The 15,131-nt window shown below is 43.5% G+C and carries 15 protein-coding genes; 5 read left to right on the top strand and 10 right to left on the bottom strand.

All coding sequences use genetic code 11. From position 1 onward, the window contains the following. Nucleotides 1–35 precede the first annotated feature (35 nt). From purB to K5R16_RS03640, 5 genes are all read right to left on the bottom strand, one after another. Entirely contained in the window at nucleotides 36–1,406 is a 1,371-nt protein-coding gene (gene purB, locus K5R16_RS03660) for an adenylosuccinate lyase (RefSeq protein WP_220736194.1), read from the bottom strand. Between the two features lie 29 nt (nucleotides 1,407–1,435). After that, nucleotides 1,436–2,053, bottom strand: a complete 618-nt coding sequence (gene hflD / locus K5R16_RS03655; protein ID WP_220736193.1) for a high frequency lysogenization protein HflD — start codon at nucleotides 2,051–2,053, stop codon at nucleotides 1,436–1,438. Between the two features lie 3 nt (nucleotides 2,054–2,056). After that, nucleotides 2,057–3,172, bottom strand: coding sequence for a tRNA 2-thiouridine(34) synthase MnmA (mnmA, locus tag K5R16_RS03650; RefSeq protein ID WP_220736192.1), 1,116 nt, complete (start codon nucleotides 3,170–3,172; stop codon nucleotides 2,057–2,059). A gap of 477 nt (nucleotides 3,173–3,649) precedes the next feature. Further along, entirely contained in the window at nucleotides 3,650–4,102 is a 453-nt protein-coding gene (locus K5R16_RS03645; RefSeq protein ID WP_220736191.1) for an NUDIX hydrolase, read from the bottom strand. Continuing rightward, nucleotides 4,095–4,775 carry a pseudouridine synthase gene (locus K5R16_RS03640; protein ID WP_220736190.1) on the bottom strand — a complete coding sequence of 227 codons (681 nt, stop codon included), beginning with the start codon at nucleotides 4,773–4,775 and terminating at the stop codon, nucleotides 4,095–4,097. Before K5R16_RS03640 ends, K5R16_RS03645 begins: the two co-directional genes overlap by 8 nt. 298 nt (nucleotides 4,776–5,073) lie before the next feature. On the opposite strand from K5R16_RS03640, the gene K5R16_RS03635 reads away from it, so the two are divergent. Further along, nucleotides 5,074–7,299 carry an NADP-dependent isocitrate dehydrogenase gene (locus tag K5R16_RS03635; RefSeq protein ID WP_220736189.1) on the top strand — a complete coding sequence of 742 codons (2,226 nt, stop codon included), beginning with the start codon at nucleotides 5,074–5,076 and terminating at the stop codon, nucleotides 7,297–7,299. Between the two features lie 97 nt (nucleotides 7,300–7,396). On the opposite strand, the gene cspD is transcribed toward K5R16_RS03635, so the two are convergent. Then, entirely contained in the window at nucleotides 7,397–7,603 is a 207-nt protein-coding gene (gene cspD, locus K5R16_RS03630) for a cold shock domain-containing protein CspD (RefSeq protein ID WP_012155761.1), read from the bottom strand. 239 nt (nucleotides 7,604–7,842) lie between these two features. On the opposite strand from cspD, the gene clpS reads away from it, so the two are divergent. Both clpS and clpA read left to right on the top strand, forming a co-directional pair. Further along, complete coding sequence (clpS, locus tag K5R16_RS03625) at nucleotides 7,843–8,151, top strand: ATP-dependent Clp protease adapter ClpS (protein WP_020912009.1); 309 nt, start codon at nucleotides 7,843–7,845, stop codon at nucleotides 8,149–8,151. Between the two features lie 36 nt (nucleotides 8,152–8,187). Further along, nucleotides 8,188–10,446 (top strand): ATP-dependent Clp protease ATP-binding subunit ClpA, encoded by a 2,259-nt coding sequence (clpA, locus tag K5R16_RS03620; protein WP_220736188.1) that lies wholly within the window; start codon nucleotides 8,188–8,190, stop codon nucleotides 10,444–10,446. Between the two features lie 142 nt (nucleotides 10,447–10,588). Here the strand turns inward: clpA and infA are convergent, their stop codons facing one another. The 3 genes from infA to aat form a co-directional block, all read right to left on the bottom strand. Next, nucleotides 10,589–10,807 (bottom strand): translation initiation factor IF-1, encoded by a 219-nt coding sequence (gene infA, locus K5R16_RS03615; RefSeq protein ID WP_005500725.1) that lies wholly within the window; start codon nucleotides 10,805–10,807, stop codon nucleotides 10,589–10,591. Nucleotides 10,808–10,929: 122 nt separating this feature from the next. Next, nucleotides 10,930–11,655, bottom strand: a complete 726-nt coding sequence (locus tag K5R16_RS03610; protein WP_220736187.1) for an arginyltransferase — start codon at nucleotides 11,653–11,655, stop codon at nucleotides 10,930–10,932. After that, on the bottom strand, nucleotides 11,645–12,355 hold the full coding sequence (aat, locus tag K5R16_RS03605) for a leucyl/phenylalanyl-tRNA--protein transferase (RefSeq protein WP_220736186.1): 711 nt from the start codon (nucleotides 12,353–12,355) through the stop codon (nucleotides 11,645–11,647). Before aat ends, K5R16_RS03610 begins: the two co-directional genes overlap by 11 nt. A gap of 53 nt (nucleotides 12,356–12,408) precedes the next feature. Here aat and K5R16_RS03600 point away from each other — a divergent pair, with 53 nt between their 5' ends. Then, the gene (locus K5R16_RS03600) at nucleotides 12,409–12,885 is read left to right on the top strand and encodes a glycine zipper 2TM domain-containing protein (RefSeq protein ID WP_220736185.1); all 477 of its coding nucleotides are present in this window, start codon (nucleotides 12,409–12,411) and stop codon (nucleotides 12,883–12,885) included. A gap of 98 nt (nucleotides 12,886–12,983) precedes the next feature. On the opposite strand, the gene K5R16_RS03595 is transcribed toward K5R16_RS03600, so the two are convergent. Next, the gene (locus K5R16_RS03595; protein ID WP_220736184.1) at nucleotides 12,984–14,351 is read right to left on the bottom strand and encodes a PLP-dependent aminotransferase family protein; all 1,368 of its coding nucleotides are present in this window, start codon (nucleotides 14,349–14,351) and stop codon (nucleotides 12,984–12,986) included. Nucleotides 14,352–14,449: 98 nt separating this feature from the next. On the opposite strand from K5R16_RS03595, the gene K5R16_RS03590 reads away from it, so the two are divergent. Beyond that, the gene (locus tag K5R16_RS03590) at nucleotides 14,450–15,055 is read left to right on the top strand and encodes a LysE family translocator (RefSeq protein WP_220736183.1); all 606 of its coding nucleotides are present in this window, start codon (nucleotides 14,450–14,452) and stop codon (nucleotides 15,053–15,055) included. Nucleotides 15,056–15,131: the final 76 nt, after the last annotated feature.

Genomic DNA, 15,131 nt, shown 5'->3' with positions numbered 1-15,131 from the left:
AACCATTAGTAGTCTAACTACATCTGGTTTTTTGTTTACTTAAGCTCATCAACGAAAGTTTCAGCACGGCCAATATAATTGGCTGGTGTCATCTTCTTAAGTTCAATTTTTACATCTTCTGGTAATTCTAGACCATCAATAAAGACAGCAAGTTGCTCTCCATCGATACGCTTACCACGTGTTAGCTCTTTTAGTTTCTCGTATGGCTTTTCGATGCCGTAACGACGCATAACGGTTTGTACAGGTTCAGCCAGTACTTCCCAGTTGCCGTCCAACTCTTTACGAAGTTGCTCTTCATTCACTTGTAACTTACTGATCCCTTTTAATGTCGCTTGGTAAGCGATAAGAGAGTGAGCCATACCAACACCTAAGTTACGTAGAACGGTAGAGTCAGTTAAGTCACGCTGCCAACGAGATACAGGAAGCTTAGCGGCTAAATGCTGCATCAGCGCGTTAGCAATACCTAAGTTACCTTCTGAGTTTTCAAAATCAATTGGGTTAACTTTATGTGGCATTGTTGAAGAACCAATTTCACCAGCGATAGTACGCTGCTTAAAGTGGCCTAATGCGATATAGCCCCAAATGTCACGATCGAAATCGATAAGGATGGTGTTGAAACGTGCAAGTGCATCGAATAGCTCTGCAATGTAATCGTGCGGCTCAATTTGAGTCGTGTACGGATTCCAGTTGATACCAAGGCTAGTGACGAAGCGTTGTGAAAGGGCATGCCAATCAACTTCAGGGTAAGCGCTAAGGTGAGCATTGTAGTTACCTACAGCACCATTGATTTTACCCATAATCTCAACGTTAGAAACTTGTGCTAATTGACGCTCTAAACGTACTGCAACGTTAGCCATCTCTTTTCCTAAAGTAGAAGGAGAGGCTGGTTGACCGTGTGTGCGAGACATCAATGGTACTGTTTTATGTTCTTTTGCTAATGCTTTAACGGCATCAACAATTTTTTGGCAATATGGCACAACCACTTGATCACGCGCTTCAGTTAGCATTAACGCGTGAGAAAGGTTGTTGATATCTTCTGAAGTACAAGCAAAGTGAACAAACTCATCGATAGCAACAAGTTCAGCGTTATCTGCAATACGTTCTTTAATGAAGTACTCAACCGCTTTTACATCGTGGTTAGTTGTCGCTTCAATATCTTTAACGCGCTGGGCATCGGCTTCGCTAAAGTTATCTTTAATTTGATCAAGTAAAGCAAGTGCTGCTTCACTAAAAGGTGGAACTTCTTCAATTTCTGGGCAGCTAGATAGCAGCTTAAGCCAGTTAATTTCGACTTGAACACGGTATTTGGTCAGGCCGTACTCGCTGAAAATCCCTCTTAAAGAGGCGGTTTTACTACCATAACGACCGTCTACGGGAGAGATAGCAGTTAGTGCGGAAAGTTCCATTAGAAGCTCCTTGATGAACTTGACTTATATTATAGGGTGAGGCTTTTCATAGCTGTATCGACTATTGTTTTTCTTGCGAAGACAAGGTGCCTACGCTTGCCTCCTAATTGACGCCATAACACTGCACTGCGCATGGCAGACAGTAAAAGTGCGCGAATCTTTTGTTGGGTTTGAGTGCGTTTAAGAAACTCAGGGTTACCCGAAATTTGTAATTTGGGGCCAAGTTCACTGACGATGTCGCTGTATATACCGGCAAAGTTAGCAATAACTTGCTCGTCAGTGATTTCGAAATGGCTAAGTTGGCGGTGGATCTGGTTGATCCGTTCTGACAACATCCCCATGGCATTAGACGAGCGAGCGAGTTTTCGCTCCAACGCTAAAATGCCCACTAAGTAACGGGTCACTTCAACATCTTTTTCCTTTCCGTCACCCAATTGGGCAACGATCATTTGATAGCCTTTTTTCAGCGCGTCTTTATCGGCATAGACTTCAGATGTTGATTCTGGGTTGGTCACCAACACTGAGTTTAAGCTTGCCGCGAGGGCATCTTTATCTGAATCGCCATGTCTTGCGATGTACTGTACTTGGGCTACAGCTTGCAAAATGCCAGCAAAAGCCATTGTGCGTTCAAACAACGGATCGCTCATGGATTAATCTCTTATTAATACGTCGATGATTCCGCCGCCAAGACAAATTTCGCCGTCGTAAAAAACAGCTGATTGTCCGGGAGTTACCGCGGCAACAGGTTCATCAAATATTACGCGTATTTGATCGTCACTGTCATAGGTTACTGTACAGGGCACATCGTGCTGACGGTAACGCGTCTTAAGGGTGATTTTGGCGCCATCAGCGGGCCCTTTTCGATCAACCCAGTGCAGTTGGTTGGCCAGTAAACCATTTGACATGAGGCGAGGGTGGTTACCACCTTGACCCACGACCAATACATTACGAACCAGATCTTTTTCAACCACATACCAAGGGTCTTCGTTACTGTTCTTTAGACCACCAATGCCTAAGCCTTTACGTTGGCCTAAAGTGTGATACATCAAACCTTGATGTTGTCCAATCACTTCACCTTCGCTGGTTTCGATATTACCCGGTTGAGCAGGTAAGAAGGTTGATAGGAAATCAGTAAATTTACGTTCGCCAATAAAACAGATGCCAGTGCTGTCTTTTTTATCGTGGGTGATGAGTCCCATTTCTTTAGCAATATCACGTACTTCGCTCTTTTCTAATTCGCCAACGGGGAAGAGTGAGCGTGCAACTTGCTCGTGGCTAAGTGTGTATAAGAAGTAGCTTTGATCCTTATTACCATCAACACCACGCAGCATTTGGCTGGTGCCGTTAATGTCGCGGCGGCGCACGTAGTGACCCATCGCAATATAGTCAGCATCTAAAATTTCATCAGCAAACTCGAGAAAAGCTTTAAACTTAATCTCTTTGTTGCACATGATATCGGGATTTGGCGTTCGGCCCGCTTTGTATTCTGCGAGGAAATACTCAAACACATTGTCCCAGTACTCTGAGGCAAAGTTGACCGTATGCAGTTTAATACCAAGCTTATCGCAGACAGCTTGAGCATCTTTTAGATCATCTGCCGCCGCACAATATTCATCCGTGTCATCCTCTTCCCAGTTCTTCATGAACAGGCCTTCAACTTGATAGCCTTGCTTCATCAACAAGTAAGCTGATACAGATGAGTCAACACCACCGGACATGCCGACGATGACTTTTTTACCTAGATGGGTGGGGTCGATTGATGTCATAAATCCTAATAAAACCTTTGTGTTTGACGAGCGTTGCAGCCATATATCAGTTAAATATATGGGTTAAAAACCGAATTACAAGGGAGCCTAAAACTCACCTCTTTCTGCGGGGGCGTATTCTATCATGCATTAGGGGACTGGGCTATTATACCTATTGCATTAAAAGTTTGACCATTCAGCGGCAAATCAAAACGCTGTAGGCAAACAGTAGGATTTGAGCTAATCGTTATTCTCGGGTCTGGCATCCTGCTTCGCTCTAGCTCCTAAAATACATTTAGTCGTATATCCAAATCCCATAGCGAAGCCTAAAGCGTATTGCCATTTGCTTTAAACGTCCGCCGCACTGCGTGAGCGCCTCGGGTTTTCCACTGCTGCTTTGTATTGGCTTAAAAGGGAATAACCATTTCTTTGCCAATGCGCTTTGAATTGAAAAGTTTGAGGGGCTCTGAAACGGGCAAGTACTTAATATTATTACTATTAAAGCCATTGATTATTTAGTATTTCGAGCGGATAGCGCTTGTTGTTTTGATAATCCTCAATAGATTTGAGCACCAGTGGGCTCCGCAGCTGAGGTTTGAGGGCTGTTATCTCAGAAAGTGTCAGCCACTTTGTGCAGTTTATTGCGGGGTCTATCGGCTTGGATTCAAGACAATTATCCAGTGAAGCGCAAAAGGTGTAGCGCACAAAGGCCAGCTCCTCAGTTGCCGTAAATTGGTAGATTGACACCAATCCTTGCGGTTTTATTTCAAGGCCGGTTTCCTCTTTCACCTCACGAATACAAGCATTAACAATGGATTCATTTGCTTCAAGGTGGCCAGCTGGCTGGTTATACTTAATTTCGCCTTCAATCAGCTCTTCAACCAGCAAGTATTTGCCATTAGCCTCAATCACGCAGGCAACAGTGGTGTTGGGTTTATAACGTTCAGGCATGCTTACCGCTCATATCTAATTGTCGATACTGACCGTTAGGGAGGTCGTCTAGACTCCATTGGCCTATTTTATAGCGGATTAATCTTAGAGTTGGGAAACCGATATTGGCGGTCATCCTTCTTACTTGTCGGTTTCTGCCTTCACAGATCTCTATAGTGAGCCAAGTTGTTGGAATATTTGCTCGTTCTCGAATTGGCGGGTTTCGTGGCCATACAGCAGGATTACTCATGATGTTGATTTTTGCGGGCAGGGTTAAACCATCTTTCAATTCGACTCCTTTACGCAGCTTATCGAGATCCGTTTCGCTGGGGGCGCCCTCGACTTGCACCCAATAGATTTTAAAGGTTTTCTTTTTCGGTTCAGTTATTTGCGCCTGCAACTTTCCGTCATTAGTCAGCAGTAATAAACCTTCACTGTCTCGATCTAATCTACCTGCGGCATAAACCTCTTGAATTGGAATAAAATCTTTGAGAGTTTTACGGCCCTGTTCATCAGTAAATTGGCAAAGAACATCAAAAGGTTTGTTAAATAATACAATGACAGGATTTTTCACCTCTTTAGGCTTACTAGCCACTCGAGATGGGCGCTGTGGCTTTCTCCCTGCCTTGGCAGAGAAACCATTAGATTTAGCAGGCTTTCTAGCTGGTTTTTTTTTCGAAAATGGCTGAGTCACGCAAATTAACTTTTAAAAAAGGGGCTAATTTGTCTATTGTACTGCTCATTCGCCATTAGTGGAATTTGAATCTTGCGCGGAATGTTTTATGATGTCGGCCATAAAAGTGTGATCCGCAACTAAATTTGAGTGTTAATGGGATCTTTATTAACCTCGCAGTGGTAAGCAGAATAAAAAGTTATCGCACATTGTTAGTGACGATAAGTAATCGAAAGTGACTGAATTTTTTACCTTTTCATCATAAAGATAGACATAATTATTATAAAAATCTTAAATTTAAAATAATGTAGGACGAAAAATGAACGATAAATCATCAACGATCATCTATACCGAAACTGACGAAGCTCCAGCACTTGCTACACTTTCTTTGTTACCCATTATCCAAAAGTTTACTCAAAGTGCAGGTGTTGACGTTGAGACTCGTGACATTTCATTGTCAGGTCGAATCATCTCAATTTTTCCTGAAAACTTATCAGCAGATCAAAAAATCAGTGATGCGTTAGCGGAACTAGGCGAGCTGGCGAAAAAGCCAGAAGCTAACATTATCAAGCTGCCAAACATCAGCGCGTCAATTCCACAGTTAAAAGCATGTATTGTAGAACTGCAAAACAAAGGGTATGACATTCCTAACTACCCTGATGAGCCTGCAAATGATGTTGAAAAAGACATTCAAGCGCGTTACGACAAAATTAAGGGCAGCGCAGTAAACCCTGTATTACGTGAAGGTAACTCTGATCGCCGCGCACCCGGTTCAGTTAAAAAGTTTGCTCAGAAAAACCCACATTCAATGGGCAAATGGTCAACAGAATCTAAGTCTCATGTAGCTCATATGAATGAAGGCGATTTTTACGGTAGTGAAAAATCTGTCACGCTAGCTGATGCAGGTAGTGTTTCAATTGTATTAAGCAAAACAGATGGTTCAGAGCAAGTGCTTCGTCATGCTATAACATTGCAAGCTGGAGAAGTTATCGATTCTGCAGTAATGAGCAAAACCGCATTAGTTAACTTTTATGAGCGCGAAACGTTAAGTGCTAAAGAGCAGGATGTATTATTGTCGCTGCACTTGAAAGCCACCATGATGAAAGTCTCTGATCCTATTTTATTCGGCCATGCCGTTAAAGTTTACTACAAAGACGTATTTGCTAAGCACGGTCAACTATTTGAAGAGCTCGGTGTTGATGTTAATAACGGTGTCGGTGATGTGTACGCCAAGATCGCTTCATTACCTGCAGAGCAAAAAGCGGCTATTGAAGCAGATATTGCCGCGGTATACGCAAGCAGTGCTGAACTGGCAATGGTTGACTCTGATAAAGGGATCACCAACTTGCATGTGCCAAGTGATGTGATTATCGATGCCTCTATGCCAGCTGCTATCCGTACTTCAGGGCAGATGTGGGGTCCTGATGGCCAGCTAAAAGACATGAAAGCAATGATCCCTGATCGTTGTTACGCCGGTGTTTACCAAGAAACAATTGATTTTTGCATTAAAAATGGTGCGTTTAATCCAAGCACTATGGGTAGTGTGCCTAACGTCGGCCTAATGGCTCAAAAAGCGGAAGAGTACGGTAGCCACGACAAGACTTTTGAAATTGCTGATGCGGGCACTGTTAATGTCGTTGATCAAAATGGTGTTGTGCTTATGTCGCACAACGTTGAAGCTGGTGACATATTCAGAATGTGTCAGGTTAAAGACGCACCAATTCGAGATTGGGTGAAACTAGCTGTTAACCGTTCACGTTTATCTGCGACTCCTGCAGTATTTTGGTTAGATGCCGCGCGTGCTCACGATGCTGAAATCATCAAAAAAGTTGAGTTATACCTGAAAGATCACGATACCAATGGTCTTGAACTACACATTATGTCGCCAGTTGAAGCTACACGCTTTACCTTAGCGCGCGTTAAAGCAGGCCAAGATACTATTTCTGTGACTGGTAACGTTTTACGTGATTACCTTACCGATCTATTCCCAATTTTAGAGCTAGGCACCAGTGCTAAAATGCTATCAATTGTACCGCTAATGAATGGTGGTGGATTGTTTGAAACTGGCGCTGGCGGTAGTGCGCCTAAGCACGTGCAGCAGGTTGAAAAAGAAGGTCATCTACGTTGGGATTCACTCGGTGAGTTCTTAGCGCTAGGTGCATCTTTAGAGCACCTTAGCCAGACAACCAATAATGCAAAAGCACAAATATTAGCCGATACACTTGATTTAGCGATTGGCCAGTTTCTTGATACTAACAAGTCTCCTTCACGTCGTGTGGGTGAACTTGATAACCGCGGAAGTCATTTCTATCTTGCTATGTATTGGGCTCAATCTGTTGCTGCGCAAACCCAAGATAGTGAGCTGCAAGCACAGTTTACTGCACTTGCAGAAGCTCTGACGAGTAACGAACAAACAATCGTTGCAGAGTTAAATGGTGTACAAGGCCCAGCAGTGGACTTAGGCGGTTACTATCGTCTAGACGCGGCAAAGGCATCTAAAGCAATGCGCCCAAGCGCAACGCTAAATGCATTAATTAACGGCTAGTTATTATTGGCCTGTACAATCCAGGCCTTTATTTGAGCCAATAAAAAAGCAGAGTAGATAACTACTCTGCTTTTTTTATTTCTTATCACATACTAATCTAGTTAGTGGGTGATATTGCTGACGCGTGCATACCTTTTGGACCTGCTTCTACTTCGAAACTGACGGGTTGACCCGCTTTTAGAGTTCGATAGCCTTCCATTTCGATGGTAGAATAGTGCGCAAAAACGTCTTCACCGCCAGCATCAGGGCAAATAAACCCGAATCCTTTGGCGTTGTTGAACCATTTAACAGTTCCGCTTGCCATACTTCCACTTCCTTCTGTTGTTCACTTCCCAGTAAGATAGTAAAACTTATCAGCGAGGAAAGTCCTTCGCTTACTGAACAGAATGAAAGCAGAAAAGGGTGTTGTCAAGCATATTTTAACATCCGGGCAACATTTTACGAACAAAGTGGTACACACTATTTAGTAGGATTTATGTTATTAAATAGATAGAGTTGGATAATCAATTGGAACAAGCCAAGACTAGAGGCTAGTATTGAAGCATGAGCAGAACAGAAAATATTGAACATGTAGAAGAGAGTGTTGAGTCAGAGTTAAAACAGCCTTCTATGTATAAAGTTATTTTAAATAACGATGATTACACTCCGATGGACTTCGTTATTGAGATTTTACAGCTGTTTTTTAGAAAAGATGAAGCACAAGCCACTGAAATCATGCTTGCGATTCATCATAAGGGGAAGGGGATTTGCGGTATTTACCCTTTTGGGATTGCAGAAACTAAGGTCGCTCAGGTAAATCAGTTTGCAAGACAAAACGAACATCCGTTATTGTGTTCTTTAGAGGAGGCCTAATTTGGTTGAATCTGTTGTTAATTTTTGGGGGTGCTTATGCTAAATAAAGATCTTGAAGTCACCTTAAATCTGGCTTTTCAGCAAGCCAGAGATGCACGTCATGAATATATGACGGTTGAGCATCTACTGTTGGCATTAATCGATAACCCGGCCGCACAAGAGGCGTTAGTTGCTTGCGGAGCAAACCTCGATAAGCTCAGAGGCGAAGTCTCTAGCTTTATTCAACAAACCACGCCTATCATTGCCGATCCTGAAGAAGAGAAAGAGACGCAGCCGACACTTGGATTTCAACGTGTGCTGCAAAGAGCGGTATTCCATGTCCAGTCATCTGGGCGAAACGAAGTTACTGGCGCCAATGTCTTAGTCGCCATTTTTAGTGAGCAAGAGTCTCAAGCCGTTTACCTATTACGCTCAGGGGAAGTCACTCGCCTTGATGTGGTCAACTTTATTTCACACGGTTTCTCCAAGGAAGATATTGACACCGATGCTGAACCCAATCGCATCGAAGATCAAACTGAGACAGAAGAAGAGCGCAGTATTTTGTCGCAATTTACCTCTAACTTAAACGAGTTAGCTAAAAAAGGTGAAATTGACCCTCTTATTGGTCGAAGTGAAGAGATAGAACGCTCTATTCAAACTTTGTGCCGCCGTCGTAAGAATAATCCGTTGTTAGTTGGTGAAGCTGGTGTGGGTAAAACGGCGATAGCAGAAGGGCTTGCCTACCGTATCGTTAAAGAAGAAGTGCCAGAGGTGATGAGTGAGGCAACAGTCTACTCACTTGATCTTGGCGCCTTGCTGGCCGGTACCAAATATCGCGGTGACTTTGAAAAACGCTTTAAAGGTTTACTCAAAGAACTCGCTAATGACGAACATGCGATTTTGTTTATTGACGAGATCCATACCATTATCGGTGCTGGCTCTGCCTCTGGCGGCGTAATGGATGCGTCAAACTTACTTAAACCATTATTATCGAGTGGTAATTTACGCTGTATGGGGTCTACAACCTTCCAAGAATACCAAAGTATTTTTGAGAAAGACCGTGCACTGGCTCGTCGTTTCCAGAAAGTAGATATTAACGAACCTTCTGTGGCCGAGACGACTAAAATTCTCCAAGGGTTAAAGTCGACTTATGAGGATTATCATAATGTTCGCTACACCATGGCGGCATTGAGTATTGCAGCGAAGCTATCAGACAAGCACATTAATGATAGACATTTACCTGATAAAGCCATTGACGTTATCGATGAAGCGGGCGCCCGTATGGCTATGTTGCCCGCTAACAAGCGTAAAAAGACCATTGGTCAAAGCGAAATAGAAACTATCATCGCCAAAATGGCACGTATTCCAGAGAAGTCGGTATCGAGCTCTGACAAGGATATGCTTAAGAACCTAGAGCGTAACCTTAAGATGGTAGTGTTTGGTCAGGATATGGCGATTGAGGGGCTTAGCTCTGCGATTCGTTTATCTCGAAGTGGTCTTGGTGGCGAAAATAAACCAGTGGGTAGCTTCTTGTTTGCAGGTCCTACAGGTGTCGGTAAAACCGAGGTCACAAGCCAGCTGGCAAAATGCCTCGGGCTGAGTCTGGTGAGATTCGACATGTCTGAGTACATGGAAAGTCATACCGTGTCGCGCCTTATTGGTGCGCCTCCTGGATATGTGGGTTATGACCAAGGTGGCTTGTTAACCGACGCCGTCATAAAAAATCCACACTGTGTGGTATTGCTCGATGAGATAGAGAAAGCACATCCTGATGTTTATAACTTGCTACTGCAAGTGATGGATCACGGCACATTAACGGATAATAACGGCCGTAAAGCCGACTTTAGACATGTGACGTTGGTGATGACCACTAATGCTGGTGTGCAGGAGACTATTCGTAAATCGATAGGCTTTAAGCAGCAAGATCACACTCAAGATGCGCTGTCGGAAATCAACAAGGTGTTTTCACCTGAGTTCCGTAACCGTTTAGATTCAATTATCTGGTTTAATCACCTTGATATGACCGTCATCGCTAAAGTGGTTGATAAGTTCCTCGTTGAGCTACAAGCACAGTTAGATGATAAGTCAGTGACACTTGAAGTCAGTGATGAGGCAAGAACGCTACTGGCTGAAAAGGGTTATGACAAGTCGATGGGTGCAAGACCGATGGCACGCGTTGTGACGGACTTAATCAAGCGTCCGCTTGCAGATGCAATTCTATTTGGTGATCTAGAGAAAGGCGGTATCGCTCGGGTTGATGTTAAGGGCGATGAGATTGTGATTGAAGCGCAATCACAAGAGAAAGCCATGCATTAACGCTACAACAGGAGTGAAGTCGCCAATGAGACTCTGGCTTCACTCTTTAGCCGCTATTTTACGGCTTAGCATTACTCGAATGACAGACAACAAAAAGCCGGCGCAAGCCGGCTTTTTAAATACGTTATAGGCTAATAATAACTTAGCGTGAACGGAAGACGATGCGTCCTTTGCTCAAATCGTAAGGGGTCAGTTGAACCGTTACCTTGTCACCCGTAAGAATACGGATATAGTTTTTACGCATTTTTCCTGAAATGTGTGCCGTTACGACATGACCATTTTCAAGTTCTACACGAAACATTGTATTTGGCAAGGTTTCAAGGATTGTGCCTTGCATTTCAATGTTGTCTTCTTTCGCCATTAATCAGTTATCCTGTTTAGCCTTCAAATATTAAAAACGGGCGTATCATGCCGCAAAATCACCTCGCTGTAAAGAAAAGGTTGAGCGAATCACGGCTGTAGAGGCGTTATTAGTATTATTGTTTATTTGCTTATGTTTTTGACCTCAATCTCAGTAACCCAGCCCGAGTGGGTGAGAATTTGATGAGGTCGGTAGTCTCGCTTGTAATTCATCTTTCTTGATTCATCAATTTGATAACCCAAGTACAAAAATTGCTTTTGCATCATCTTAGCTATTTTGGTTTGCAATAAGATTAGCAGACTTCCCAAGGAGCGCTTATGTTCATCGGGATCAAAATAACTGTAGATAGCAGATAAGCTGTTGGGCAGCACGTCGGTGACGGCTACGCCAATTAGCTTGTCATCAATCGACAGCTCGATAAACACTGGTTGCGTCCAGCTTGCTGTCGCAAAACTATCATATTGCTCAGGCGTTGCAGGATACATAGGGCCATCAGCGTGGCGTGTATTAACGTAGCGCTCATAGAGGGCATACTGCTCATCCGTTTTATGGTCAACTATTTTCCAGCTTAAATCTTGGTTATTCTTTAGGGTACGTTTCTGTCTTTTTGACAATTTGAACTCGTCAATTTCAAGTCTAATCGGCAAACAAGCGGTGCAATGTGGGCATTGGGGCTTATAGATCATACTGCTACTGCGGCGAAATCCTAACGCCAACAGTTGCTCAAATAATCCAGCATCAATGATCTCCTCTTGTAATACCAAGAGTTGTTCTTGCTGCTCATCTAGATAGCTACAAGGAAAGGTTTTGGTTCTGCCAACCGTAATAGGTCTTGATTTAGAGTTCAATCGGTACCTCTGTAGTTAACCAGCTATCAGGGTTAACATCGCCGTCTCGTAAGTGCTTAAGTAATGTGAGAAAATCTTTACGTTCTATTGATTTAGCACCCAAGCTGGATAAATGGGGATTCTCAACCTGTGCATCAATAAGTTTAAAGCCACATCGCAAAAGGTGCTGCTGTAATACGATCATAGCAGCTTTAGAGGCGTTAGTGCGAAGATGGAACATCGATTCGCCGCAAAAGACTTGCCCAATAGCGAGTCCATAAAGCCCGCCAATGAGGACATCGCCTTCCCACACTTCAATCGAATGTGCATGGCCTTGCTGATGCAAGTTCAGATATGCCTGTTGAATGTCGTCAGAAATCCAAGTTTCCGCTTGCTTGGCTCTAGGCGCCGCGCAGCCGTGAATTACAGCATTAAACTGTTTGTTTATACTAAAATTCCATGATTGTTTCTTTAGATATTTGACTAAACTACGGCTAATTTTCAAGTTTCCTGGCGCAAAAACAGCGCGAGGATCGGGTGACCACCATAGTATGGGATCATCTTGGTTAAACCATGGAAAAATCCCGTTGTAATAAGCGTTTAACAACCTTTCTGGCTGCAGATCGCCACCCACTGCAAGTAACCCGTTCGGGTCGCTCAGTGCTTGCTCTGGTGGCGGAAAATCTTGTTGTTCTTGATTTAAATAGGACAGTGAGTTCACAATTGAGTAAAATTAGGCAATGTACATACCTTTAAGTTAGCGGAAAAAAGCCTATGTTGAAACCTCATCTTATTGTTTTTATGGTTATCAGTTTGTTTTTGAGCATAGCTCAACTCAGCGCGGCGCCTTATGATCGCAATCAAGCAGTTCCCGTTGAAAAAGTGGAATTTGGTCAAGTCGCATCAGTCAGGAATATCACTGAAAAGCAACTCGTTGAAGACCAAAATACTGGCTGGAAAACGTTTGGTGGTGCGCTCATTGGTGGCGTAGTTGGGCATCAATTTGGTGGTGGCTCAGGCCAAGATGTCGCTACGGTACTAGGTGCTCTGCTAGGTGCAGGTATCGGTAATCGCTATGGTGACAGCTCATACTACCAAGAGCTGAAGTTAGTTGAAATGATGATTACTCTGGACAGTGGCGAGCAAGTTATGGTTATCCAAGATTTAGACCAAGGGATGATTTTTAACGTCAATGATGAGGTCAGAGTGGTTTACCTCAAAGGTTATGTCAGAGTTGACCAACAGATGTAATCGGCAATGCTTCAGCTGACTTACAAATTCAAGCGCAGTCTAGTAAAACTGCGCTTTTTATTGTTTAAAATGTTACTAAGGCATTTTTATTGCAGGATTTAAACAAATGAATAGCTGCTTTGGCTTAGTTTCAAAATCGTGGACTCAATCAACTCTAGCTGCTTTTTAAACTCTATTTCGTCACATGTGCCACCAATACTGAGTCGAATATGATTATGATGATCATCAAAGTCATCCCCATCACGAATGAGTATTCCTTCGGCGGCTAGCGCTGCGACAACATGATGAGATTTAAGTGGCAGAGCAAGCTTCAACCAGCCATTGAGGCCACGCCATGTTTGAGTTAACGTTAAACGCTCTCCCATCGCGATACATAGTTGTTGTCTTTGTGCTATCTGCTGTTCTCTTTCTCCCATGTACGCGTTATTGTTAATAATTCGGCAGGCAAGTTCGGTGTTAAGGGGCGATACCATCCAGCATTGGCTATAGAGCGCCTGTTTAATTTTAGCCAGTAACGGTAGTGGGCAAAGCAGGAAACCTTGACGCAGTCCACCACAAAACAGCTTCGATAAACTAGATAGGTAAACCACCTTGTGCTGCTGCTCATCATCGGTGGATGCTTGGTCTAAACACCACATCGGCGTGTGCCACTCTTCAGGTAAACAGTAGTTCACATCGTCTTCAATAATGACAACATCATATTGGCGTGCGAGAGCAATAATGGTTTGTCTTTGCTGCAGGTTGTATTGAATACACGTTGGATTCTGATTGTTAGGGGTTAGATAAATAGCTTTCGGTTTGTAGCGCAATATTTGACGTTCTAGCTCAGCGAGGTTTAATCCCTCTTGGGTCAATGACACTCTCTCAATATTGAGCCCGAGTTGCTGCGCAGCGACTTTTATTCCGGGGTAGCAGTTTTCTTCACACAGCAGGTGGTCACCCGCATTCATCAATCCATTTAAGACTGCAAAAATACCTTGCTGGGCACCGTGACTAAAAACAATTTGATCCGCTTTTTGTGGTATTTGGCGCCTGTGCAGCCACTGGCTGAATTTCAGCTGATGCTGTGGTAATGGGTCTGCATGGTATTGCATCAGTTGGCTAATCGTATGTGGCTCTTTAGCTAGTTCGCTTAAAGCATCACTAATAATACCGATTTGGTTGGTTAGCGGTTGTTCGCAAGTCGCAAAGTTAGCCTGTTGCGGTTTTGACTGATATCGAGTGCCTTTTACAAAGGTGCCAGCGCCCACTTTTGCATACACATAGCCGCGTTGCTCAAGCAACGCATAAGCCCGGGTTACCGTGCCTACCGTAACAGCGACTTTATCCGCGAGTTGTCGCTGCGGTGGAAGCTTTGTGTCAGCTGGCAGTTGGCCATTTTTAATTGCTGCTTCAGCGGCCTCTGCAAGGCGAACATACAAAGGACCTTGGTAGTTTTCAAGTGTTGGAATCCAAATTGTACCCATGACAATAAAACCATTGATCTGCTTTTTGTATCGATTATTATGCGGCTAATGATTTGATTGTGTCAATAATTGTATGCGTACAATTAACTGGGGGAGATATGGATTCACTACTTACACTAATGGCTTCGGCGGCAATATTTTGCGCAACAATGACCATGACACCGGGGCCTAACAATATTTTGCTCGCTACATCAGGCGCTAACTTTGGTGTGAAGCAGACGTTACCGCATATTATCGGGATCCGAGTTGGGCAAACAATGTTGCATGTCGCGATTTTGTTGGGACTTGGTGGCTTATTCCAATCTTGGCCGCTATTGCACTCAGTGTTGAAGGTGGCATCGGTCATATATCTGTTGTTTCTTGCCTATAGAGTGATGACTTTGCCTGTATACAATGATTATGACGTGTTGGATAGAAAGCCCATGTCAATGAAAGAGGCTGCACTGTTTCAGTGGATAAACCCAAAAAGCTGGATGGCAACGATAACGCTTTGCACAGCATTTACGGTAAGTGGTGATGGTTACTGGGCAAGTGCGTTACTCGGCTTGCTAGTGTTTAATATTGTCGGCTTTCCAGCCTCTTTTACGTGGGTGGTTTTAGGCGCTGCAATAAAAGACAAACTAAATTCAACCAAGCGTCGACGTTATTTCAACTGGAGCATGGGGGGCTTGCTGGTGGTAACCATTCCTTTGATTACTCTTTAGCCAACAAAAATCTTTGTTCTTTGTGGCTTACTCAATAAAAACTAGCAGGCCAGTTTGTTGTGGTTACACTGATTAT

The organism is Shewanella sp. c952 (assembly GCF_019654975.1).
Taxonomy (GTDB): Bacteria; Pseudomonadota; Gammaproteobacteria; order Enterobacterales; family Shewanellaceae; genus Shewanella.
Note: the sequence above shows the minus strand (reverse complement) of the source record. Positions and strands in the feature narration are given on the sequence as shown.